This window comes from Paenibacillus pabuli NBRC 13638, assembly GCF_001514495.1.
In the GTDB taxonomy this organism is placed as follows: domain Bacteria; phylum Bacillota; class Bacilli; order Paenibacillales; family Paenibacillaceae; genus Paenibacillus; species Paenibacillus pabuli.
In genome coordinates this window covers 40,019-64,049 of sequence record NZ_BCNM01000029.1, presented here as the reverse complement: position 1 = coordinate 64,049, position 24,031 = coordinate 40,019, and the positions used below count along the sequence as shown (strand labels likewise).

At 39.8% G+C, this 24,031-nt stretch carries 24 protein-coding genes; 5 read left to right on the top strand and 19 right to left on the bottom strand.

Going from position 1 to position 24,031, the window contains the following annotated elements:
- Nucleotides 1-30 precede the first annotated feature (30 nt).
- From PPA03S_RS28740 to PPA03S_RS28715, 6 genes are all read right to left on the bottom strand, one after another.
- Nucleotides 31-699: a response regulator gene (locus tag PPA03S_RS28740; RefSeq protein WP_062329002.1), complete on the bottom strand. Its 669-nt coding sequence runs from the start codon at nucleotides 697-699 to the stop codon at nucleotides 31-33.
- Nucleotides 696-1,535, bottom strand: a complete 840-nt coding sequence (locus PPA03S_RS28735) for a sensor histidine kinase (protein WP_062328998.1) — start codon at nucleotides 1,533-1,535, stop codon at nucleotides 696-698. Before PPA03S_RS28735 ends, PPA03S_RS28740 begins: the two co-directional genes overlap by 4 nt.
- Before the next feature lie 41 nt (nucleotides 1,536-1,576).
- Entirely contained in the window at nucleotides 1,577-2,281 is a 705-nt protein-coding gene (locus tag PPA03S_RS28730) for a response regulator transcription factor (protein WP_217998976.1), read from the bottom strand.
- 458 nt (nucleotides 2,282-2,739) lie between these two features.
- Nucleotides 2,740-5,211: an FAD-dependent oxidoreductase gene (locus tag PPA03S_RS28725; protein WP_062328992.1), complete on the bottom strand. Its 2,472-nt coding sequence runs from the start codon at nucleotides 5,209-5,211 to the stop codon at nucleotides 2,740-2,742.
- Nucleotides 5,208-5,522, bottom strand: a complete 315-nt coding sequence (locus tag PPA03S_RS28720; RefSeq protein ID WP_082704348.1) for an ArsR/SmtB family transcription factor — start codon at nucleotides 5,520-5,522, stop codon at nucleotides 5,208-5,210. The genes PPA03S_RS28725 and PPA03S_RS28720 overlap by 4 nt, the downstream gene beginning before the upstream one ends.
- Before the next feature lie 178 nt (nucleotides 5,523-5,700).
- Nucleotides 5,701-6,141: an Lrp/AsnC family transcriptional regulator gene (locus tag PPA03S_RS28715; protein ID WP_062328989.1), complete on the bottom strand. Its 441-nt coding sequence runs from the start codon at nucleotides 6,139-6,141 to the stop codon at nucleotides 5,701-5,703.
- 122 nt (nucleotides 6,142-6,263) lie between these two features.
- Here PPA03S_RS28715 and PPA03S_RS28710 point away from each other — a divergent pair, with 122 nt between their 5' ends.
- Entirely contained in the window at nucleotides 6,264-6,812 is a 549-nt protein-coding gene (locus tag PPA03S_RS28710) for a cysteine hydrolase family protein (RefSeq protein ID WP_062328986.1), read from the top strand.
- A gap of 177 nt (nucleotides 6,813-6,989) precedes the next feature.
- Here the strand turns inward: PPA03S_RS28710 and PPA03S_RS28705 are convergent, their stop codons facing one another.
- The 8 genes from PPA03S_RS28705 to ytxJ form a co-directional block, all read right to left on the bottom strand.
- Nucleotides 6,990-8,420: a 6-phospho-beta-glucosidase gene (locus tag PPA03S_RS28705; protein WP_062328983.1), complete on the bottom strand. Its 1,431-nt coding sequence runs from the start codon at nucleotides 8,418-8,420 to the stop codon at nucleotides 6,990-6,992.
- A 42-nt stretch (nucleotides 8,421-8,462) separates the two neighbouring features.
- Nucleotides 8,463-10,394 (bottom strand): beta-glucoside-specific PTS transporter subunit IIABC, encoded by a 1,932-nt coding sequence (locus PPA03S_RS28700; protein ID WP_062328980.1) that lies wholly within the window; start codon nucleotides 10,392-10,394, stop codon nucleotides 8,463-8,465.
- A 107-nt stretch (nucleotides 10,395-10,501) separates the two neighbouring features.
- Entirely contained in the window at nucleotides 10,502-11,344 is an 843-nt protein-coding gene (gene licT, locus PPA03S_RS28695; protein ID WP_062328976.1) for a BglG family transcription antiterminator LicT, read from the bottom strand.
- 233 nt (nucleotides 11,345-11,577) lie between these two features.
- The gene (locus PPA03S_RS28690) at nucleotides 11,578-11,976 is read right to left on the bottom strand and encodes a rhodanese-like domain-containing protein (protein ID WP_062328973.1); all 399 of its coding nucleotides are present in this window, start codon (nucleotides 11,974-11,976) and stop codon (nucleotides 11,578-11,580) included.
- Nucleotides 11,977-12,359: 383 nt separating this feature from the next.
- A complete protein-coding gene (locus PPA03S_RS28685) occupies nucleotides 12,360-12,701 on the bottom strand; it encodes a thioredoxin family protein (RefSeq protein WP_062328970.1) in 342 nt (113 codons plus the stop codon).
- A 40-nt stretch (nucleotides 12,702-12,741) separates the two neighbouring features.
- Nucleotides 12,742-13,233 (bottom strand): OsmC family protein, encoded by a 492-nt coding sequence (locus PPA03S_RS28680; RefSeq protein ID WP_062328966.1) that lies wholly within the window; start codon nucleotides 13,231-13,233, stop codon nucleotides 12,742-12,744.
- Between the two features lie 58 nt (nucleotides 13,234-13,291).
- The gene (locus PPA03S_RS28675; protein ID WP_062328963.1) at nucleotides 13,292-13,756 is read right to left on the bottom strand and encodes a DinB family protein; all 465 of its coding nucleotides are present in this window, start codon (nucleotides 13,754-13,756) and stop codon (nucleotides 13,292-13,294) included.
- Between the two features lie 40 nt (nucleotides 13,757-13,796).
- A complete protein-coding gene (ytxJ, locus tag PPA03S_RS28670) occupies nucleotides 13,797-14,135 on the bottom strand; it encodes a bacillithiol system redox-active protein YtxJ (RefSeq protein ID WP_062328961.1) in 339 nt (112 codons plus the stop codon).
- Between the two features lie 225 nt (nucleotides 14,136-14,360).
- Here ytxJ and PPA03S_RS28665 point away from each other — a divergent pair, with 225 nt between their 5' ends.
- Nucleotides 14,361-15,035: a GntR family transcriptional regulator gene (locus tag PPA03S_RS28665; protein WP_062328959.1), complete on the top strand. Its 675-nt coding sequence runs from the start codon at nucleotides 14,361-14,363 to the stop codon at nucleotides 15,033-15,035.
- Between the two features lie 162 nt (nucleotides 15,036-15,197).
- On the opposite strand, the gene PPA03S_RS28660 is transcribed toward PPA03S_RS28665, so the two are convergent.
- Nucleotides 15,198-16,520 (bottom strand): 6-phospho-beta-glucosidase, encoded by a 1,323-nt coding sequence (locus PPA03S_RS28660; protein ID WP_062328957.1) that lies wholly within the window; start codon nucleotides 16,518-16,520, stop codon nucleotides 15,198-15,200.
- Nucleotides 16,521-16,662: 142 nt separating this feature from the next.
- Here PPA03S_RS28660 and PPA03S_RS28655 point away from each other — a divergent pair, with 142 nt between their 5' ends.
- A complete protein-coding gene (locus tag PPA03S_RS28655; protein WP_062328955.1) occupies nucleotides 16,663-17,631 on the top strand; it encodes a LacI family DNA-binding transcriptional regulator in 969 nt (322 codons plus the stop codon).
- Between the two features lie 255 nt (nucleotides 17,632-17,886).
- Here the strand turns inward: PPA03S_RS28655 and PPA03S_RS28650 are convergent, their stop codons facing one another.
- Nucleotides 17,887-18,618 (bottom strand): PRD domain-containing protein, encoded by a 732-nt coding sequence (locus PPA03S_RS28650; RefSeq protein ID WP_082704347.1) that lies wholly within the window; start codon nucleotides 18,616-18,618, stop codon nucleotides 17,887-17,889.
- Between the two features lie 422 nt (nucleotides 18,619-19,040).
- Here PPA03S_RS28650 and PPA03S_RS32610 point away from each other — a divergent pair, with 422 nt between their 5' ends.
- Nucleotides 19,041-19,265 carry a winged helix-turn-helix transcriptional regulator gene (locus PPA03S_RS32610; protein ID WP_245683761.1) on the top strand — a complete coding sequence of 75 codons (225 nt, stop codon included), beginning with the start codon at nucleotides 19,041-19,043 and terminating at the stop codon, nucleotides 19,263-19,265.
- Between the two features lie 179 nt (nucleotides 19,266-19,444).
- On the opposite strand, the gene PPA03S_RS28645 is transcribed toward PPA03S_RS32610, so the two are convergent.
- The 3 genes from PPA03S_RS28645 to PPA03S_RS28635 all read right to left on the bottom strand — a co-directional run bounded on the left by PPA03S_RS28645 (nucleotide 19,445) and on the right by PPA03S_RS28635 (nucleotide 23,123).
- Nucleotides 19,445-20,467, bottom strand: a complete 1,023-nt coding sequence (locus PPA03S_RS28645) for an LLM class flavin-dependent oxidoreductase (RefSeq protein WP_062328953.1) — start codon at nucleotides 20,465-20,467, stop codon at nucleotides 19,445-19,447.
- A 549-nt stretch (nucleotides 20,468-21,016) separates the two neighbouring features.
- On the bottom strand, nucleotides 21,017-22,201 hold the full coding sequence (locus PPA03S_RS28640; RefSeq protein ID WP_062328951.1) for an MFS transporter: 1,185 nt from the start codon (nucleotides 22,199-22,201) through the stop codon (nucleotides 21,017-21,019).
- A gap of 157 nt (nucleotides 22,202-22,358) precedes the next feature.
- Nucleotides 22,359-23,123 carry an MBL fold metallo-hydrolase gene (locus PPA03S_RS28635; RefSeq protein ID WP_062328949.1) on the bottom strand — a complete coding sequence of 255 codons (765 nt, stop codon included), beginning with the start codon at nucleotides 23,121-23,123 and terminating at the stop codon, nucleotides 22,359-22,361.
- 320 nt (nucleotides 23,124-23,443) lie between these two features.
- On the opposite strand from PPA03S_RS28635, the gene PPA03S_RS28630 reads away from it, so the two are divergent.
- Nucleotides 23,444-23,857, top strand: coding sequence for an Lrp/AsnC family transcriptional regulator (locus PPA03S_RS28630; RefSeq protein ID WP_062328947.1), 414 nt, complete (start codon nucleotides 23,444-23,446; stop codon nucleotides 23,855-23,857).
- The last annotated feature ends 174 nt before the right edge of the window (nucleotides 23,858-24,031 follow it).

The following is a 24,031-nucleotide window of genomic DNA, read 5'->3' as shown; positions in this document are numbered from 1 at the left end:
ACGTTAGCCTTACATGAAATTCTCATCGTTTTATTCTGGATGTCTTTTGGACTCCGATACAAGCCCCTGTTCCAATGCGTAACGTGTAAGTTGAACCCGATTTTGTAACTGTAACTTTTGTAAAATGTTTTTCAGATGATTCTTAACCGTGTATTCCGAGATATCACATTTACCTGCAATCTCTTTATTCGTCCATCCAGCTGCCACTCCATATAAAATCTCCAGTTCCCTGGTTGTAAGTTTAACAATGGGCTCCTTGTGTTCTATCACATTGACTTCCTTCAGAATTTGATAAGCCACGTCCCTTGACAATGGAGCTTCCTCGTTAATAATTGAATGTAAGTACTCTAGCCATGTCGAGGGCTCCAGATTTTTAAGCAGATAACCTTGGGCTCCGCGTTTTAGAGCTTCCAGCAAATGAAGCATATCGTCCGACACAGTTATCATGACAATTTTCACATAAGGAAACGTAAGCTTGATTCTGCGAGTTGCCTCCAGTCCATCCAAGACTGGCATTTGAATATCCATTAAAATAAGGTCTGGAAGCCACTTTTCCATGAAGTCGATTGCTTCTTGACCGTTAGAGACGATACCGATAACGTTAAAGTGGTTATCCATTTCCAAAATCTCACGGATAGCTTCCCTTGCATGTGCATGATCATCAACAACCAAGACTCTTGTTGTGGTGGTTAATGTCATGTTAGAGCCCCCTTGTGAATCTCAACGATCGTCTCTCTGTCCTCTCGATACATGTTCATGATCCATCCCATCTCATTGCAGCGTTCTTTCATAATACGTAGACCGAATTTTCCTTTTTTGGCAAACGGATCGCCATCGAACCCTTTTCCGTTATCCTTAACTGTAACCTTCCAACTATGGCTCATTCCTATCGCTGTAATTGATCCTGCTGTGGCAGAAGCATACTTGTTCATGTTGATGAGCGCTTCTCGAATACAGGCTAGCAGTTCAACCTTTTCTTTTTCATCTAGCTGGTGATCTTTTAATTCCCAATGAATATTGATTTGCGTACGTACGTCCTTGGCCATGACATGAACTTGTTCCACAAGTGTTGATGATATTGGCGTGGAGGATTGACTTACATCCCGATCGAGACGAAGATTGGTGATCGCTTGCCTTACATAACGGTTCACTTCATGAATCGTTTTGCGGATGGACAAAATGTTCTGTTCCTGCTGTTTCTCGTTACTTCCCTTTTCTAACTTTTCGGCCTTGACTGACAGCAAAAAAAGGGATTGAGCAATCCCATCGTGAAGCTCTCGTGCAAGTTGTTCGCGTGCTTCAAGCGCAGCTTTTTCGGAGCGTTCCGTTTCCAATTCCTTCTGTATTTTTTCTAAAATGCGAAATAGTTGGGTTAATAGTGTGATACTGACGACATACACTAGAACCGGCGTTAACCAATTGCCTAAGTCCATTGAGATATAGGGTAAAAGGAATTGATGTCTGACATATTCCCAGATGGCAACAGTGAAAGTTGGAATGAACAGAATCATCCATTTGATTTGTTTATAAGACATAGGTTACTCCTCACAATCTGTAATCCAATTTAAGATGGCGATCACTCCGGACTCCGGAACCTATATCCGTATCCCCATAAAGTCTGAATGAACTCATTTCCTTTTGAATATTGGGCAAAAAGCTTTTCGCGCAATCGTTTGATGTGAGTATCGATAGTACGTTGATCATAAATTTCTTTGTGAGATGACTTCCATACTTGGATAAGCAATTCTTCTCGGGAAAACGCTCTTTCCTGATGTGTAGCGAGAAAATAGAGTAAATCGTATTCTTTTGGCGTCAGATGTACTTCATTATCTTGAACCAAAACACGCCGAGCAGAAGGTTGGATCAGAATCTCGTCGATAAGGACCTCGTTGCTTGATGTGCTTTTAAAATCATGCAAGCTGATTCCTTGTGTGCGAGCCACAATACTTTGAATACGCAGGACAACTTCTCTAGGGCTGAACGGTTTGGAAACATAATCGTCGGCTCCTGCCTTGAAACCTTCGATTCGATCCTTTTCTTCGGAATACTCAGACAACATGATGATCGGAATCTCATGATAGTTGTGCTTCATATATTTGCAGATCTCAATCCCATTCATATCGGGCAACGATAAATCAAGCAACATCAGATCGTAATTTCCATTGTTTAAATAACATTTCTGAATGGCTTGGCCTCCACTGGAGGCTTCGTCCACAATGAAACCCTCTTTTTCCAAATACCTTCTCATCAGCACTCGAATTCTAGTTTCATGGTCTATCAATAAAATTTTTTTGTGTATATTGGCCACTTGCTTCCCCTCCATTGCATGAACCACAGAACTTGATGTCACAGGTTTACTGAAAATCATAACTGCATCTGTCCATTAACTGAATGGCTCTGTAGGGCTATCAGAAACATGTAATATCGTTCAAATGTAAACAAATCATGAACATACCTGATAACCGGTTTACAACAAGTCCTAGATACATAAATGAAAGAATAAAGTAGGATCTGCTACAAAACTGTACGCGATATATCGCTCTTCTCTTGTGTATTTGTTCTTATTGGCCAAAAAGGCCGAAAAGGCCGAAAAGCAGCTCTCTGTGCATGACAGAAACCACTTTTCGGCCTTTTTTCAGGTAATACAGATAATGCGATTAAGGAAAGCATGTCTCTACGCTTACCCTCTAACTTCTCTAAGACAATGTCATTTGGTGTTCTTTGAAAGTAGGAATTGACTTAAATAAACAGGTTATGATTAGCTTGGGATGCTTCTCCCAGATAGTAACCGACCCCACCAATTGTAACTTGATCTATTAATTCTTCACGCTGAATGCCCATTAAATCCATGGACATTTGGCAGGCTACCAACTCAGCCCCTTGTGCAATGACGGACTCTATCAACTCTTCTAAAGACGGAACGTTATTATTTTTCATCAGGCCACGGATAATTTTTGGACCAACACCAAGCATATTCATTTTGGACATGCCAAGCTTTTTGCTTCCACGTGGCAGCATCATATCAAACATCCGGCCAATCATGGTTTTGGATACAGGCTGCGTCTGATGCTTCCGAATAACATTCAATCCCCAAAATGTGAAAAACATCGTTACTTTACGTCCACTTGCTGCAGCTCCATTTGCAATAATAAGAGAGGCAATGGCTTTATCTAGATCGCCGCTAAAGACAACCATCGTGCTAGCGGGATCATGGTGGCTAGGCGAATCGGAAATGGGTTTTACTGAATTCTTGGCAATGACAGCCTCAATAATTCCGCCTTTGATTCGTTCCAGATGTAAGAGTGCGGACCCAGACATGGTTGCCCATGCTTTCACATCTTCATAGAATCCTGGATCGGAAGCTTTAACCCGCAAGGTCTCTCCATTCGATAGTTGATCCATTTTCTGCTTCACTTGTATCAGCGGACCCGGACAACTTAAACCGCATACATTCAACTCATTATCGATACGCTGTGGCTCAGTCGAAGCAGTGGGAATTGGCCCTGATTCCTTCACGCCTAGCCCAGGCTCATGATGATCTGGTTTTGCAGGAGAAAATGGAGCCGGCTTAAACTGGGCTTGGCGATATGTTTTATAGCCTCCACTCAAGTTTTTCACGCTAAATCCATGCTGACGCAGGATTTGCGAAGCCGTATATCCACGTAAACCAACCTGACAGTATACCCAGATATCTTTGGATGAGTCTAGTTCATCTAACCGCTGACGAAGCTCATCCACTGAAATATTTATTGAACCCGGAATATTCCCATTACGATGCTCCAGAGCACTGCGAACATCCAGTAGTATAGACTGGTCTGGCTTGCGCTCAGACAGCTGATCATAGGTGAACGTTTGAACACGTCCAGCTGTAATATTCTCTGCTGCGTAGCCAGCCATATTCACTGGATCTTTTGCAGAAGAATAAGGTGGGGCGTAACTCAGTTCAAGCTCGGTTAAATCTCGGATATGACCGCCAAAATGTATGGCTACAGCAATATCATCAATCCGTTTATCCACTCCGTCATAACCGACTGCTTGTGCACCTAGAATCTTACCTTCCGGTGTGAAAAGCAACTTAAGAGTAATCGCGCTGGAACCTGGATAATACGATGCATGAGAGGCAGGATGCACGATTACGGTTCTATAATCAACACCAAGACGCTTTAGTGTTTTTTCATTGCTCCCCGTAGTTGCTCCTGTCATTCCAAATACTTTGATAATGGACGTACCTTGTGTTCCTTTGTATGTGGAACTAAGTCCGGCAATTCGATCAGCAACAATTCTTCCCTGTTTATTGGCAGGTCCGGCAAGTGGAATAGCTGTCTTCGTACCATGAATGGTCTCAGTTACTTCGATGGCGTCACCGACAGCATAGATATGCGGCACACTGCTTTCCAGCGCTTCATTTACAATAATATGTCCTCGTCTGCCCAGGGAAACGCCGCTGCTTTTCAGAAAAGATGTATCCGGGGTTACCCCTATCGCAAGAATAACCAGGTCAGCTGTCAGAACATGACCATCAGCAAGCTCTACTCCAATGCCCTGCTCAAGGGAATGAAATCCCTGAACACGCTGGGAGAACAGCAAGTTTACACCATTCTGCTCCATTTCCTGGGCCAAAGCTGCTGCCAGTTCAGCATCAAACGGCGTGAGTAGCTGTCCATTACCCTCTATTAACGTTACATCCAATCCGCCTTCCTTTAAGTTTTCTGCCATTTCAACTCCAATAAATCCACCACCAATAACAATTGATGATTGGTTGTTAGATGAATTTATTTGTTCTTTGATACGATCGATATCAGGAATGCTACGTACGGTGTAAATAAGTGGATTGTCCTTGCCCGGCAAATCGGGAACGATTGGTTTTGCACCTGGTGATAAAATTAACTCATCATAACTTTCTTCATATTGACCACGCTCTTGGCTTTGTATCGTAACTGTACGCTTGTGCGGATCTATAGTAATGACCTCACTCCTTGTACGCACATCGATACGAAAGCGATCTGCCATACCTTTAGGTGTTTGTACCAAAAGACGCTCTCGATCATCAATCGAACCCCCAATATAATAGGGTAATCCACAATTGGCAAATGATATGTAAGGTCCCTTCTCAAAGATAATAATCTCGGCATGTTCATCCAGACGGCGCAGCCGTGCAGCCGCAGATGCATCCCCAGCTACACCGCCAACAATCAGTATTTTTTTGCTCATGATTCACAGTCTTCCTTTCCAAATAAAATCGTTATAATCTGTTCAATCCGTTGATCAGCAATCACATAATTCACTTCAAGACCATTCCGCTCAGTAGCGACAATGCCGGCACTGCGAAGTTTCTGCAAATGCTGAGATACGGTTGATTGGGGTAGATCAAGACATTCCTGCATATATGAAACATTACATTTCTTTTTTTGCATCAGTCCACGCACAATACATAAACGAATCGGGTGAGATAAAGCTTTCAGCAGATTAGCAGGCTCGTCGAACTGTTTTAAATTATTGATATCAAAAGCAGGTGTGGTCAAAAGTATCCCTCCTAAATCATTATAACGTAATATTACGATATAACGGTTTCGATGTCAACGTGCTCTCTTAAATTCACATTCATCACGCAGCGCTTTATTCTGAGAAAAGGTATAAAACACGTTGGACGAAGAATTATACCTTTTATGTTATTACTTATAGAAAATTAAATACGTTTAGTCATGTAGTAGTTATAGAATTCTGTTTTTTTATTTCTTGGATAGATAGATGTAACGTATAATTCCCATACTCAAGAATATCGTCCAGAAAACGATTCAATTGCTCTTGAGAGCTAGTTTTAATTTTTAAATGATAACAGGCTTCTCCCGATACGCGGTGAACCTCTAATACCTCTCTTCGATCGTCCATTAATCTTATAAACGAATGATGGTTAGCTGTTTTCATATAGAAAATGACAAAAGCTGTAAAGGTAAGTCCCATTTTCATTTCATCAACTATTGCAGAATAACCTTTTATCACACCACTTTCCTCAAGTTTTTTTATACGATTCCCTACCGCTTGCCCAGTCATATGAATCTGTTCACCTAATTCTTTCCATTGGATACGTGCATTTTCAGATAGTAACCGAAGGATCTGAAAATCAATATTATCAAGTTCCATAATAAATTCCTTTCACCATGAATTTTTTTGGGATAAAAGTGTTTCGTTAACTTATCGAATAAAATTAAAATTCGTTTTATGATCATAGTGTAACAAAAATATTCTATACGAGGTGGAGAATAATGAGAACAGCTCTAATTATTGTAGATATTCAAAATGACTATTTCCCTAATGGGAAGATGGAATTAAGCAATCCTGAAAAAGCAGCTTCTAATGCTGCAAAAGTGCTTGATTGGTTCAGAAAAAACCACAAGGATAATATTTTCCATGTTCAGCATATCGCAAGTGACCCAGCGATTGGTTTCTTTCTTCCAGATTCGGAAGGTGTGAAAATACATGAGGCTGTTCTACCATTAGAAAATGAAAGTATTATTAATAAACATTTTCCTAACAGCTTTTTGAATACCGAATTACAAAGCAAACTTAAAGAGAAAGAAATAACCAAAGTAGTGGTTGTAGGGATGATGACACATATGTGTATTGATGCAACAGTTAGAGCTGCAGTGGATCTCGGCTATGAAACAACACTTATTGAAGATGCATGTGCAACGAGAGAGCTATCCTATCAAAATAAGGTCGTACCAGCTGAACAGGTCCATTATGCCTTTGTCGGCGCACTTAATGGCATGTATTGCGATGTGAAATCGACAGAAGATTTCACATCGCAATAAGAAATTAACACGATATTACAGAACACAATAGTTCAGATTAAAGTTAAAGGTGAAAAACTTCGAAACCAGTTGCAAAATTATTTTATTGTAAAATAATAAAAGTAGAAAACATAAGGTCACTTCCACTCTGTCAAGCAAAGTGGGAGTGACCTTTGTTTATGTTGACCTTATTATGAATTAGACATCCAGATTCTGACCATTTGACTCAATAACCTTCTTGTACCATTCGAATGATTTTTTCTTGGAGCGTTTTAATGTTCCTTGACCGTCGTCGTCCCGGTCAACATAAATGAATCCATATCTTTTTTTCATTTCGCCGGTACTTGCACTCACAATATCAATCGGTCCCCAGACAGTATACCCAAGCAAATCAACGCCATCGTAGTCGACAGCATCTCTCATGGCTTGAATATGCTCGCTTAGATAAGCAATTCGATAGTCATCTTCAACATATCCGTCCTTATCTGCTATATCTGCAGCACCGAGACCATTTTCTACGATGAATAAAGGTTTTTGATATCGATCATAAATGTTGTTCATCGTAATCCGCAAACCGAGTGGATCAATTTGCCAGCCCCAGTCACTAGCTTTCAAGTAGGGGTTAGGCAAGCTGGGGAACAAATTGCCTCCAATCGTATCCGTTTGTGTAGGATCAGCGCTAACCACACTGGAAGAATAGTACGAGAATCCGATAAAATCAACGGTGTGCTGTTTTAGTAATTCCTGATCCCCTTTTTCGAATGGAAGAACTATATTTTTGCGCTCAAGATCTTTGAGTGTATACGCAGGATACTCACCTCTCACCTGAACGTCAATGAAGAAGTAGCTTTGGTTCTCAACCTGCTTTGCTTTCCATATATCCTGTGGGTGGCATGTTCTAGGATACGGAGCATTGGCAGCAAGCATACAACCTACCATATTTTCCGGATCAACTTCATGGGCAATTTTGGTGGCCAACGCACTGGCTACCAGTTCATGGTGACTGGCTGTGAACTTTACAGCTTCCGCATCTTCATGTTCTTCAATGAACAGACCCGCTGCTAAAAATGGCGCTTCTAGGACCATGTTAATTTCATTAAAAGTAATCCAATATTTAACCAACCCTTTGTAACGATTAAATATCACCGTACACAGTCTTTCATAGAAATGAACCATTTTTCTGTTCCGCCATGAACCGTACTCCTTGACCAAATGCATTGGAACATCAAAGTGAGTAATGGTGACGAGGGGTTCAATATTATACTTTTGGCACTCTTTGAACAAGTCTTCGTAGAATTGAAGCCCAGCCTCATTAGGCTCTGTCTCATCCCCCTTGGGAAAAATACGGCTCCAAGCAATAGACAAGCGATATACCTTGAAACCCATTTCGGCAAACAAGGCAATATCTTCTTTAAAATGGTGATACATATCGATTGCTTCTTTGGCAGGATAGTAATAATTTTCGTCAAAGTCAAACATTTTAGTTTTCCCCATAAGAACACTTTCTCGCACGTCGCCAGTCGGGCTCAAATCAACGTTTGCTAGCCCTCTGCCGTCCGCATTATAAGCTCCCTCTGATTGGTTAGCCGAGGTTGCTCCTCCCCATAAGAACCCATCTTTAAATCCCAAATTTATCGTCTCCTTCTATTTATAAATTATATAGTTATTCTCTTACAACAAGCCTGTCAGCAGCACATCGCCTGCGTTCACTTTATTTTCTTTGGTCTCGACGATTTCCAGATAATTCTCCGTGTTTGTAACAATCATTGGCGTTACTAAGGAATATCCTTCTTTCTCGATCTCGGCAATGTTAAATTCGACCAGTTTCTGCCCTTGATGCACAATGTCCCCTTCTTGCACGAAACTTTCAAAATGCTTTCCTTTCAATCGAACGGTGTTAAAACCGATGTGAATCAATACTTCCATTCCTTCATCCGAAATTATTCCAACGGCATGTTTAGTCGGAAAGAGCGTAACGATTTTTCCGGCAAAGGGGGCAAACAGTTCGCCTGTAGAAGGACGAATTCCAATCCCTCGACCTAATAGTTCTTGGGAGAAAGCCTCATCCTGAACGTCTTTAATCGGAATGATCTCCCCGTTCATCGGACTGAGCATCGTATGTTTTTTTCCAATCTTAGACACTGATTTAGGTGGATCTACAGACAATGTAGCAGAGTCAGCTTCCGTCTTATCATCCTTGAACATGACGAGTGTTAATGCAAATGAGACAATCATGGCAAACACTACACCAATAATGGCAATCATAATATTAGACGTGCCTGGTTCATTAGCGTCGAACATCGTCAAAAACTCAAATACACCAAATCCACCAAAAGTAAACTCTCTAAGGTTGTACAGTCCATAAAATCCGCCGGCAACGCCCGAAACGATACAGCTCATAATAAACAGCTTCTTGCGCGGAAGGATAATACCGTAAACGACCGGTTCAGTGATGCCAAACAATGCAGAAATGGCCGAAGGGAAGCCTAGAGCCTTAAGCTTTTTATCCTTGGTTTTCACGATAATTGCAAGCACAATGGCCAACTGCGCAAATGAAGTTGCAAAGACGGAGGCCATGATAGTGTCATATCCCATGCTCGTAATGTTGTTAATATATAAAGGGATGAGTCCCCAATGCAGTCCGAACACGACAAGTACTTGCCATGAGAGCCCCAAAAGGAATCCTGCAAATAATGGACTTGCGTCTCGTACCACCAGTATGCCTTGAGCAATTAATTCAGACGCATAACTCGCAACAGGTCCAATCAATAAGAAGCCCAAGGATAAGGAAATCAGCACCGTCACCATCGGGACCATGAAAAATTTAATCGCACTCGGAACAATCTTATCCAGCGTACGTTGAACTTTAGATGCAAAGTAAACAACGATGATGATTGGCAGAACAGTGGATGTGTAGTTCATACTGATCAATGGAACGCCGAACACATCCAGATAAACTGGAGAACTGAAGGCAGATCCGCTGAATAGCGTGTAAAGTGGCTCTCTGGATCCTGCCAAGGCATCCAACTGAATAGCTGGATAACACATAGCTAATCCAATGAGTATGCCGATAAAAGGTTGTACTTTAAACTTGTTAGCAGATGTATATCCCAAAAATACAGGGAGGAACATAAACAAAGCATCCCCCATGGCATTAATGATCATATATGCCCCGCTATCCGTTGTATAAAGATTTAGTGTGCTGAACAATGTATTGAAGCCTTTCAGCATCCCCGCAGCTAACAGAATGCCGAGAATAGGTTGAAACAGGCTTGATATTACATCAATGAAAGCGTCCAGTGGCTTTTTCTTTTTAACAACTTTTTCGGTTGAAGAACTCGTATTGTCTGGATTCAGTTTAATTAGTGAGCTGACCTCTGAATAAACTTCAGAAACATGATTTCCAATAACGACTTGATATTGCCCACCTGAACGTAAGACTGTTACTATCCCGTCCAGCTTTTTCATAACTTCATCATCGGGTATGGAATCGTCCTTCAGATGAAATCTTAACCTTGTAACGCAATGAGTGAGGTCACCAATGTTATCTGATCCCCCTACTTGACTCACAATCTCTTCCGCTAACTGTTGATATTTTCCCATTATGTTCTCCTCCATATTCTAGCTGAAACAGCATAGTGAAGGGTTTGGCCAACTTAATGTCACCATCCTGGCTTGCTTTTAAACCCTCACCTCCTTTCATGGTTACGTTATGATTTTGTCTTATACACCACACGTTGAATGTGGACCGTCAAATACAGCTTTTCTTCACTCGTAAGGCTGTAATTGTAGTTGTTTTTGATGTAGATTTCGATTTTCCCCACACAACGATACGCATTCTGATGTTTTCCTTTTATCACATCCAGAAGATCCTGATCGCTTTCATTCTCATGCATCTTGCCACTGATTAATCTTTGAGCAAAAAATTTCAGATGCGTAATAAATCGATAGAATGCTACGGATTGCTCATCGAATTCAATCTGAAAATAATACCTGACAATGTCGCTAATTTCCTGAATGATTTTGGTCACTCTGTAGATATCCTGACTTTCTTGGCGATCCTCCGCATTAACGATGTGCAAAGCAAGGAAACCAGCCTCATCTTCCGGAAACTGAATATCAAAAGACTCCTTGATGAATTGAAGCGCCTTCAAACCAACTTTATACTCATCCGCGTAAAACCGTTTAATATCCCAAAGTAAAGCATTTTTGAGGGAGATTCCGTCTCTAAAACGGCTTACGGTTGAGAAAATATGGTCGCTGAGCGATATATATACACTATCATTCAGTTTTTTGCCTAACGTCATTTTTGCGAAATTTATGATTCTATCCGCAACATCGAAGTAATCTAAAGGGATTTCCGTCAGAAGTTCCTGGAATTTGATAAATGCCTCCTTGGTAGAAAGGGAGTAAATTTTATCAATGCTTTGCTCGTCAAGAGCATCGCCTATTCTCTTTTGGTAAGCAATTCCTTTGCCCATCACAATGACTTCCTGGCCCAATTTATCTTGTGTAACCGCCACATTATTGTTAAGGATCTTAAGAATAATCATCTCATTTCCCCCTTAATACAAATAAAAAGACCCACCCGCACATCTCGAAATAAACGCTAAATATAGCGCAAATTCACGATGTGCAAGCAGGTCTAGCTTGTAATTAAACAATCACTATCCTTAACTCGCATTCTCATTATAGCCGCGGCCGAAAGATTTAGCAATAACCATTTTAATTTGTTCAACTGCTTGTTTTTGCCTTAAATCTGTTGCACAGGCATTAATGAAACGCTTCATTGCATACATGGACACGGAGATGCCACGTTTCCCTTATTAGTTGAAAGAAAACAACCTCTAACAGCATACAACTGCCGAAAGCCCCGACGTGCCAGAATTCTGGCAGCTTTTTTTCGCTGAATCCAACTGCGGGAAAAGATGAATACTTCATCATGCGGCTCAATATGTTTGCTCCACAATACAGGCAGTCTGCCAACCGAGATATTTATTGTGCCCGGAATATGACCAGTCCAATACTCGCTCGCGTCTCTGACATCCAGGATTTTCACCTTTCCCCAACCTTCTTGAGTGAGGTCCAAGTCCTCGATATTAATATAAGCAAGGGAACGCAGAGGCCATAGTTGAGTCAGTCCCCATATACCCGTCAGCCCCAATAAGATATAAATCAATGTCATCGTACTTTCCCTTCCTCCACAAAATTGCAAGACCTGAAACTTGCTTGAACTTTCTCCCAAGCTACGTGACAAGGCCAGAGATCCTTCTTACCAAAAGCGTTTCAATTCATGGATTTCACTGCTGTTTTTATTTCGCATTACACGCAAACGCCATTTTAAGACAAAATAACCTGCAATTACGGAAGCACTACCGATCAACATTTCCAGCTAATATGAAAGGACCAATTGTAATAGACTCCAAGGCGTATCTCCTATTCGAGTGCACAGTCGGCACAAGTAATCAAAGGGAAATGAATCAAGCTGGCTCCAATTTGGATGGGTGCCAGCTTGATTAAGTATGACTTTTGCCCGCTGTTGATCTTAAGAGTTCAGATTCATTGGGTTTACATGGACTGGGTGTACAGTTCATATATCTGATCAAGTTTATGCTTCAATTCGTTAAAGCGAACAAATCGATCCGCTCTGACATATTCCTTCTGTTCTATGATAAGCAACATGATCGGAGCTGTGAAAATCATATATTTCTCTGCTATGCTCTCTACATTGTGAATGTCGATATGCCCCAATTGAATCAAAGGATATTCTTCTAATAGTGTTCTGATCTTAGGGAGCAATGCATGACAAACACTGCAATTCGTTTGAGATACATATAAAAAACTTAATTCATGTTCACTAACAAACCGTTCCACCATATCCAGCGAAGCTAATTCCATCATTTCTTTCATATCTGTATCCCCACTAACGAACCTGCATTATGAATGAACGTCAATCCCAGTCCAGTTGCTTTTCCTCAACGTATTGGCTTACCACATCTGCATCGGTTTCAATCTCTACTTTGCCTTCAACTTCAATCTGAACGCCTGCTTTTTTGAGCAGATTTCCTACTTCACACACCTGCTCCGCGCTAATCATGATTTTGCGCACAGACTGAAGCTGCTCTTCAGTGGAATTTGCGGACAAAATAACCTGAGGAAGATGGACAATTCGAAATCCTTCTTCTTTGGAATTTACAGCCTCTGTGTTCATCACTATTCCAGTAACTGACAGTTGTTTCTGTTCCAACATATACACGAGTGTCATGATGTAACAAGTCGTGGCAGAGGACACCAATAATTCTTTAGGATTGGCTCCTTCCCCACTCCCTCCCGAAGATTCGGGAATCGCTATATTCGTTTTAAGATAATCCGCCCTCAGTCTACCGCTACCTTTAGTGTCTTTATACCATACAGTATTCAAATTAGATTTCATATCGGCCATGTTGATCCGCTCCTTTTGTTAGAATATTGATGAAATATTCATCTCCAGTCAGTCGCTCTTAGACGATGCGTTTTAAGGCATGAATGAATCCCGTATGCATCGCTTCGTGATAAAGGGCTAAGTTGCATACTTCCCCCATGTTATTCAATTGGAGAACAGGTCCCAATTTCAATGGTTCCGGCAAGGTTTCATCAGAATGAATCTCGACGTGTTGTTTAATGCGTACAGCCTGATCCTGCAACTTCGCAAGCAATGTCGACAACGGAATGGGTTCACCTGTCCAGTCAGACGGTTTGGTGCCGGGAGCGAACAAGTTGTTATACTCCTTAGGCAGGGCAGAAATTTGGCGATTGTTGAAAATGAACATTTCAGCTACTGTAAGAATGTGTCCAACATTCCAACGTATAGTATTACTGAATCCGGCCGGTTGTTTGTCAGCGCTGGTTTCGGTTACCGATTCCAGTACGTTATATAATTTTCCGCGAGTGATATCTAACTGTTTGGCAAATTGTGAATAATCCATTGTATACCATCCTTCATTATAGATTTATAAAGTTGTGTTATTAGTTTAAAACAGCGGCTATGTGTTCTTTTGTGATCGACCAATGAGAAGCAGTCCAGAATTTCTCTTTACTCTTAACATATATAATTTGAGGAGATTCATGTTTAACATCAAGATCCTGAGTAATTTGATTAGACACATGTCGCGATTCAAAGACCTTAACAAGATAAAAATCAATGTCGTCAGTGTGCCTCTCTTTGATGTACTGTTCGCATTCCGCTAGTGCATTCGCACTCACTGGGCATGTAGTGCTATGCTTAAGTATTATCTTTCCGCGTTGAGCCGACTGTTCTAATACTTCTTTCCATTGGTCCAGTGTCGATATCTCTTTCCAGTTCAACAAAATCACTCCTTAGTAGAATAATCACTTTTTAATGTTTGGTTACATAGTTAGTTAGTTAACTAGGTTAATATTATTTGAATGATTTTTATTTGTCAAGATGATCCGTTCTCATATAAAACCATTATTCCTATTGTGTTACGCCCTACATTGATTTTTGTGAACGATTGTTTTAATATTATGCTTATCTAGAATACTAGTTAACCCAGAAAGTTGGATGATTATATGGAACATTTTCGTTTGCCTTTTAAAACTGATCCCCAATCACCACTGCCAATTAATGTGCAAGTTAAAGAGCAAATTAAATGGTTGATCAGTAAAGAATTTCTGAAAGCAGATGATGCTTTGCCTTCAACGAATGAATTAGCGGAGCAGCTCTCTATAAATAGAAATACGATACAGTGGATATATTCACAGCTAAAAGAAGAAGGACTACTGGTCATGCAAAAAGGGCGAGGAACTCGAATAGCTAATGAAGACCGGATTAAGGAATTCAAGCAGCAAAATCCTTATTTTTCATTCGTGGAGAAGACTGTAAAAGACGCATTTGAACAAGGTTTCAATATAGAAAATGTCATGTTGTCAGGATTTGCATATACACAATTATTTGGAGCCAAACACGAGAAGAAGAAGCGTTACCTTTTCATTGAATGCAAAACTATGGCCTGCCTGTTTTATCTGGAGGAAATCCAGCGTCGTTCATCGGCAGACATTCAATCGATTGATATTTCATCACCAGACGAGGAGCTCTTTCAAGCTATACAAAAAGCGGATGTGGTAGTGACCGTGAACGAAATGGTGGAAGTTGTAAAAAAGAAAGCTGGATCTTCAGAAACAAAAATAATATCTGTAAGCTCGTCCCAAGATGTGACTCTGTTATTCGACATGCTATTGCAATAAGAGCAAACGTATACGATTAGGTTTACTTTTTTATGTACGCAATTAATCAGAATATCCCTGAATTCGGTACGAATTAATCCAGCCCGTGGAATTCAGGGATATTCTATGTGATCAGGTGACTAGTGCTGATGAATATTTGTGCTCCTGTTAACCATTCTTACTTTATTGATGAAACTGTGGCAAATAAGTTCGGTGGGCTTCAAGCAACTCATCGAGCAAGGCCTTTGCTGTGTCGCCACTTTGAACAAGCGGATTCATGGTGAATGCTTGTAATGCCGTAGCATAATCGCCTGTCACTGCTGCTTCTATAGTGAGTTCTTCCATTGCTTTCATTACTTGCAACAATCCTCGTTGTGCGGAAGGGAATGAGCCGAAATGAACAGGTTCTGCACCGTGAGAAGTAATCATGCTTGTAATTTCAATCGCACTCTCAGTCGGCAGATCACTGATTGCCCCGTTGTTCCGAGTGCTTACAACCATTCGAGTCCCTTTATCGTTATAAATGGAATTGATGATCTCACATGCAGCATCACTATAATGCGCACCACCTCTTTTTTCCAGCTCTTTCGGTTTGTAATCCAGCGTCGGATTCCTGTAAAGTTCAAAAAGGCTTTCTTCCAACTGTTTAACGACTTGACCACGGCTACCTACTGTCTTTACTTCTTCCAGCTCTTCCTGGATCATGGCATCCGTCATATAGTAATAACGGTGGTACGGGCAAGGAAGCATTTCCAATTGGAGAACCTGTTCGTGCAAAAATCGCATATTTTTGATATTCTCAACCATTTTATCCGCTTTGGCTTCCGGTCCGTACATTTTATCGATTGCTTCAAGAGTAAGATCTTGTCCTGACTTATCGTAAATCTTGTGCCAGTGCAGATGGTTAATGCCCGCAAATTTGAAGAACAATTCTTCTTCCGGTTTTTCCAATACGGCTGATTCAATTTTGGCGGACATAATGGGAACATTGCATAGTCCGATCACTTTGTCCCACTTTCCGTAACGGAGAACCGCTTCCGTCACCATGCCTGCAGGATTGGTGAAGTTAATGAGCCATGCATCCGGACAGAGTTCTTTCATTTCATTGACAATATCTAAAATGACCGGAATGGTTCGAAAAGCTTTTAACATGCCTCCTGCCCCATTTGTTTCTTGTCCAATCATTCCATATTTATTGGGAATGGTTTCGTCCTTGATACGTGCATCCATCTGCCCTACTCTAAGTTGTGTAGTTACAAAGTCAGCATCCTTTAATGCTTCCCGGCGATCTAACGATAAATGAACTTCACAGTCGATTCCTGCGGCTTTTACCATTCGTTTAGCCATGGCACCAACGACCTCGAGTTTTTCCTTCCCCGCCTCGATGTCCACAAGCCATAATTCTTTGACAGGAAGTTCATGATGGCGTTTGATAAAACCTTCCATGAGTTCCGGTGTATAGCTGGAACCACCGCCGATTGTTACAATCTTTAATCCTTTTTTCATATCTTTTCCTCCTGATGTAAGTGTTTTCTGAATCATAGTTGTATCGTAAATTGTGTAATGCATTACATGTCAAGCATCCATTACACGATTTATTTTATAAGCTCATTGAGATGGCAAAAATACAACAATGAGGTGGATTCCAATGGCAAATATTCAAGAAATCGCTCGTTTGGCAGGCGTATCTACAGCAACCATTTCACGCGTTATTAATGGACATCCGCACGTAAGCGAATCAACCAGAAAGAAAGTAATTGAACTCATAGAACAACTGGATTATGTACCTAACGGCAATGCAATATCTCTAAAAAAGGGCGCTACCTGTTTGATTGGAATTGTTGCAGTCGCATTCAATCCGCTTCTTATCAGATTCATGCAGGCCTTCACCCAGTCTGCCGAGAAACACGGATTCAACATTACTCTATTCATTACGAATGGCCAGGCAGAGAAAGAACTGGTGGCACTCGAAATGCTGAAACGGAAACAACTGGACGCAATAGTATGCGTGCTCCGAAGCAATGAATGGAATGTTATCGAATCCTATACCAAATATGGCCCAATCGTCACATGGCAGCGGCTTGAAAATAGTAATATCCCCTCTGTATTTATGGATCAATACGAGGCATACTGTACAGGGCTTGAGCACCTATATTCTAAGGGATACAGAAAAATACTCAGTATTTATCCGATGCCTAATGGTTTGAATACGAAGGAACGCATGCGTGCGCATTCTGATTTTGTCCTAAAATATGGTATACCCGCAGAAAAGTTTCCCGTTTTTCAAGGAAAGACCCTTGTTCGTGATGGAGAAGAACTTGCAAGATGGTGGATTTCACAGATAAACAGACCAGATGCTGTTTTCTGCGCAAATGATGAAGTGGCCGCCGGTTTCATTACCGTAATTCGGAGATTAGGATTTTCAGTTCCAGGAGATGTGGGAATAATAGGCTTTGATAACACCGAGGTCGCTCATTTACTGGATTTGACGACAATTCATTATCCAGTTGATCAGCAAGCAGAGAATGCTTTCACTATTATACAAAACATGATTGATACCACTACCAAAGAGCTAATCCCTCTGAATTATACTTTAGTTGAACGACAATCAACATGACTATCACAATATTATCACCCCACATTTTTATATGAAATGATCTGGAGTTTAATTGGACTTTTTCTCTCACTTGGTCGTTTCTATCTAGAAGGTGTGAGTACAGGTAGCCTTGCTTTTGCCGGTTCGCAGTGGATTGCCACATTTCTGAAAGCCATTTGGGATCCGATGAAGTTTTTGGGTTCTCCCAGAAAGACATACGAAAAACCACTAAATCGGCAGTACGATTTAGTGGTCACACAGAAGTTGAAAATTCAGTCACCCGAGCTGATTGTAGTTAATTAACCTATACAGATGTACTGCGAGGTATGCCAACTCTTCGTTTGGCACAGCTTTTCCGTAAACTTGCTCAATATACTCTCGGATCTTAAATGCACCTGACATGGCCTCAGGATGCAAGCTAGCGATATGCTCGAATAGAACGTTGCTCTCATCATTCAACATATGACCTGAATAAAATCGTTCCACAAAAAATTTGATATGGGTGATAAACCGACTGTAATGAACATTATCATCGTCCATCTCAATATTAAATGTATACTTAGCCAGGTTAACAATGCTTCCGATCATCTTGGCGAATTTCATCCCATCTGGCGAATCATTATGCTCCCCTTGAGCATTAATTAAATGAAATGCAATATTCGCGGCTTCTTCAACAGGCAGATCCGTTTGCAGAGTTTGATTCATTAGTTGAAGAGCAAACACGCCCACTTTGTATTCTTTGGGATAATACGTTTTGATTTCCCAGTATACCCGATTGGTTATATTGATGTTTTTCTTGTGCCTTTCCACCGCAAAACTCAAATGGTCCATCAGCATAAAATAAACACTTGCGTTAAGGGTAACCGAAAGCTCTTTCTCCGCATACGTTACGATCTTTTGTGATAGTTCCACAAACACTGGAGAAATGGTATCCAGAAGACCAAGAAACTCTTTGACTTTAATGTTTTCGACGGGAATGAAAATTTGATCGGCTTGATGCTCCTCCATTATCCTAAATACAACCCGATTTTACCCCGGGTATTCTTAAAGAGGAAGGCGTGGTTACTGGAGCCGCACTCCAGATTCTACAAAGTTGGGAGAAGTAAAGAAACATTAAATAAATGCGAAACTCTGCTCCCACCGCTCAACGGTTAATACAGAGTTTTTTGATTTTTTATACATGCTATTGTGCCGACTTAATAAATCCTAAATAAACATGAGCTTTTATTTACTTTCTAAATTGTATTTCTATACTCCCCTAGTGTTATATATAAATAGAATGCCCTCACAAACTTCGTTAGAGGCTTTAGTGAGTTTGAAAGAATCAGCGTTACTATTTTTTTATGTAATTATTCTAGCACTTACATCGGATAAAGATCTCTTCATTAAATGAGCTTCAAAGAGCACTACCGAATATTACTCACCGAACATTGACCCGCCAGTTGCGCGAGCTTGAAGAAGACAATTTAATCAGCCGCAGAGAGTATCCCGAGGCCCCACCAAAAGTCGAAAATATGTTGACAGAGTTGGGTGAGAGTCTAGTACCCATTTTGATCGAATTGCAGAACTGGGGAACTGACTATTTAAGAAAAACGGTGAATGAAACTGAAAATCCGCTAAGAATGAAGAAAGTTTTCTGGGCTCGGTGGAATTAACACAGTAATATATTAGGGATTAAAGCGTTATCAGTTAATTTATACAGTAACCTTCAGTTTAAACACTTAAACAGCTTTCAGTGAATTAGATATTAAGATACATGATGATTCCAGAAAGAAGCAGGCCTTAATTAATCCTGCTTCTTTCTGGAATCATTGTTATTTTACAGATGACTGAATTAACTTTCTTCATGTAGCTTCTGATCAAATAACTCATCCACAACGCGTTTTAAAATTTCATAAGAATGAATTTCCTTTTTGGATTCGTAAATATTAGATATCACAATGAGTTCATCTACCTGATATGTCTGCTGAAATTCAATTAAATCACGACGAAGTGTGTCTGCATTCCCCAAGAGTGTATACCCTAGTCGATGATAGAGAATTTCCAATTCAGCTTGAGATAAAGATTGAAGGAAGTTTTCAGTCGGCGGAATAAGCTGACTTAAATTATTTGTATAAATATCGATATATACTTGCAAATGACTCGCAGAAATCAGTGTTGCCTCTTCCATTGAATCAGCTGCAATCACATTTATACAAGCCATCACATAAGGTTCCTGCAAATAAGCGGACGGTTGGAAGTTTTCTCGATAAATAGCGAGCCCTTCGGTCATCTCATGAGGTGAAAATTGAGCACCGAATGCATAAGGTAAACCAAGGCTAGCCGCGATTTTAGCTGAACCTGTTGAAGAGCCTAACACAAAAATTGGTACATTCGTTCCCATACCTGGATAAGCACGAATCTCCCCTTGAACGCTCTCGTTTCCTACATATTGCAAGATCTCTTTTACTTCTCGTTCGAAGAAAAATACACCATTATGGTTTGACCGTCGAATCACTTCAGCAGTTTTTTGATCCGTGCCAGGTGCTCGCCCTAATGCTAAATCTACTCGATCCGGATATAGCGTTTCAAGTGTTCCGAACTGCTCAGCTACAACTAGAGGTGAGTGATTAGGTAACATAATTCCACCTGAACCTACACGAATATTCTCAGTGTTTGATAATATATGTTGTACAATTGAGACGACGGCTGCACTTGCGTAAGCATCGTGATTATGGTGTTCTGCGAACCAAATCCGTTTATAACCCATTTTATCTACAGCTTTAGCTAAAGATACTGCGGAATCAATCCCTTCTTTCATTGTTTCGCCTTGTCTTAATGGAGCAACTGATAAAACAGATATATCAAATTTTTTCATGATTTCACCTCAAAAGTCTAGATTTGTACAAAATTTCAGAGAAGGTAATAGTATATGTTGAATGTATACTTTCTCAATCAATTGTTACATGAAGAAGATAAAGTAATTTCGCGCTTTTGCTTTAAAGTTGTAAGTTTATAAATTTGTATAGTGAACGAAATACACTAAATGAACTGCATTGGCTCAAATAGATACTTTTTAAACTGAGGAGATCTGAATAGACTCCTTCCTCCACTCTTCGTTTTATGCCCTTAACCGGGTTAATAGGTTTAAGATTCCTACTCCGCTTATCCAGTCCAGTGCAGATGTTAGCTCGTCCGCTATGAATAGTTTTTGCTCTAGCAGGATGGCCGTCGCGATAGATAAACGTTGTAATTGTCCGTCCCTCAGTTGAAACGGGTAGCTGAGGAACAACCCGTTCTTCAGGCAATAAAACGTTAGATATGGACTGAGGATTCGTTCTTTACGCTCCTTGCGTCCCCAGTTTAATGAACCCGCGAATTGTCTCATCCATTGGCCAGAGCCAATAGACCGGTTAAATATTGTTATTTAGTTAATCAGTTGTTTTTTGTTGTTACGTTCATTCTTTCCATACAAATGGTGATAGAAAAGAACTGACGCTAGTATAATTAATCCTAGTACTACATACAGACCTTTATAGCCTGTAACTGGAATCAATAACCCGATAATAGATGGTCCAAAACCGTTTCCAAGATCATAAAATATAAAAAAAGTCGCAGTTGCTAAACCAACTCTATGGGGTTCAGCTAAACTGATTGCTATAGATTGAGATATTGATGAAATATTCCCAAATCCCAAAGCAACTAATGCACCAGCTATTAAGAGTGAAACACCGGTAGTAACTGAGCTTAAAAGAAGCATTCCTGCTCCGAATATAAGAAGAGCTGGAAAGATGATAATGTTTGCACCTTTCTTGTCCATTATTCGTCCTGTAAAAGGTCTTGATATCAATACAAACACTGTATAAACCATAAAGAAGAAACTTGCTGTGTCTAATAATCCGATTTCTGAAGCATAAACATTCAAATAGGAAACTATACCAGAGAAAGAAAAAGCCATAATGAACATTAAAGTTGCTATTGGTATCACTTTAGGCTCAATAAAGGCAGAGATTTTCAGTCTCTGTTCTTTTTTTATCTCAGTTAATTTGCTTGTAGGAAACTTTATTAAAACTGCAATTATTAAATTAATAATCCCAAGCAAAAGAGAAAAAGAAAAAATCATATCAAAGTTTGCGTTTTGACTCATTTTCAAACCAATTAAAGGGCCAATCCCTGTAGCGAGAGCAGTACTAATTGCAAAATAACTGATTCCTTCACCTTTTCGTGAAGAAGGAAGACTAAGTACTGCACTTGTACTAACGACAGTAGTTACTACCCCTACTGTGATACCGTTCAGAAATCGACTTAATATTAAAAAGCCAATATTTAAATGGGTAAAATAAAGTAAAGTTGTGAGAATAAAGAAAAGCAACCAGGTCATCAAAATCTTTTTGGTTTGTATAAGCCGTCCTATATATAATCGTCCTAATAATGAACCTATAATAAAAATACCTGCAATGATCCCAGCTTGGCTGGTAGAAGCATTGAATTCATTAATTGCATATAGGATGATTGTTGCATTTAATAAGAAGAAAATTAATGTCATAGTAAAGTTGACTGACGATAGAGCAATAAAGTTTTTCGTCCACAATTTAGGATTCGATCGGTTCATAGCCGTTCTCCTGTCTCAGTTAGATAATAACCTCTTGATGTATCAATCTGTATTGCGGGTCTAAGCAATTGTTTGAATAATCATATATAAAATGAGACCCTTAAGGGTCTCATTACTTGTTAAAATCTTGATAGTGACTTATACATCATATTCATTATTAAAAAGTGTACGATTCGCCATCTTCAGGAATTAATAAGCTTGAAGAAAAACCCTTTTCATCAGCATAGCGTTTAAGTTCTTCTCTAGATAAAGTCCAGTGGTTAACAGCTTCCATGTGAACAGCTATAATTTTAGACTTAGGAGCTGCCTTCAGTACCTCATAAACATCTTCTTTACCCATAATAAGCGAGCCCATACTTTGCAAAACATTGTTTCCAGCGTTTACAACAATAACGTCAGGAGTGTGTGCATTAATTTCATTTTGGATACCATCATACCAAACTGTATCTCCAGCTACATATAGTGTCTTTTCGTTCGGATGATTGAAGACAATACCACAAACCTCTCCCATAGCCTTTAGTAATTCTTCTCCTCTTCCGTGTTCACCTTGTGTTTTAATTAACTGGATTCCTTCAAAAACTGTATTTTTAGTGATTACTTCCACGTGTTGAAAACCATCATTTATAACTTGTTTTGCATCCTTTTCATCTTGAACGAAAATTTTAATACTCTTGGGAAGCACTTTTTTTGCTACATCATCATAATGATCCTGATGCAAGTGAGTTAAAATGACTGCATCAACGTCCTTGATAATATCGTCAACCGACATTGGCAAATCAATTATAGGATTCCTTACGTCTTCTCTGAACCCTGCAGGAAATGGAGAGTACGCACCCTTGTCCGCGAGCATTGGATCGACTAGAAATTTCTTCCCTGCATATTGTACAGTGATTGTGGCATTTCGAATTTGTTGAATCTTCATTATATATTGGATTCCCCTTTGTTTTTGTTTTACAAGGTTGATTTTATACCAATCGCACTGTCCATATACACCGATTAAATAAAGCGTTTTGACTGGTTTACTTCATTTATGAAAGAAAGTCATATTTGCTGGATAAAAACAGACAAGAAACAATGTAATTGAAGATAATTTAAATTAATGTGGGCAAACTAAATTCAAGCAATGTTACGATTCAAAATCTTTTCTTTAATTTGAAGTTAGTTTATATTAAGAGTAATCATAAATCAGAGACACTTAAGTCTTCCAAACAATGAACTTCATTTTGGAAAGGATACAGATAGATGTTAGATTCTACGGATAAACTAATCATAGATGAACTTTCAATAAACAGCCGAATTACGATGAAGGAATTAGGGAGAAAGGTTCACTTGACTGGTCCAGCAGCAGCAGCTAGAGTGGCAAAACTAGAGGATAGAGGAGTTATTGAAAGGTATACAATTCAAGTGAATCAGAATGAACTCGGTTGTTGGGTACATGCCTGGATTACAATCTATACAAAAAGCACATCCCATCAGCCGTATCTTTCCTTTATAAAAGAACAAGAAAAATTTGTGTTAAACAACTACAAAATTAGTGGTGATGGTTGTTACCTCTTGGAATGTAGATTCCAGTCTAATGAAGTGTTAGATCAATTTTTGACAATTTTGAACAAATATGTTAATTATAAGATATCAATTGTGATTAATAAACTTTAAAATATAAATGAGAGGATAGCCGATCATGTTGATCGGCTATCCTCTCACTCGTTCTCTTTGGTCCATTCATTAAAAAGAATAATACAAGTCCTTTCCATTTTCCTTCGGGAGGTATTGGCTCTAATCGTCAAAGGTAACATGTTCTTGTCCTCGGCTCGTGACATGAACTTGTAC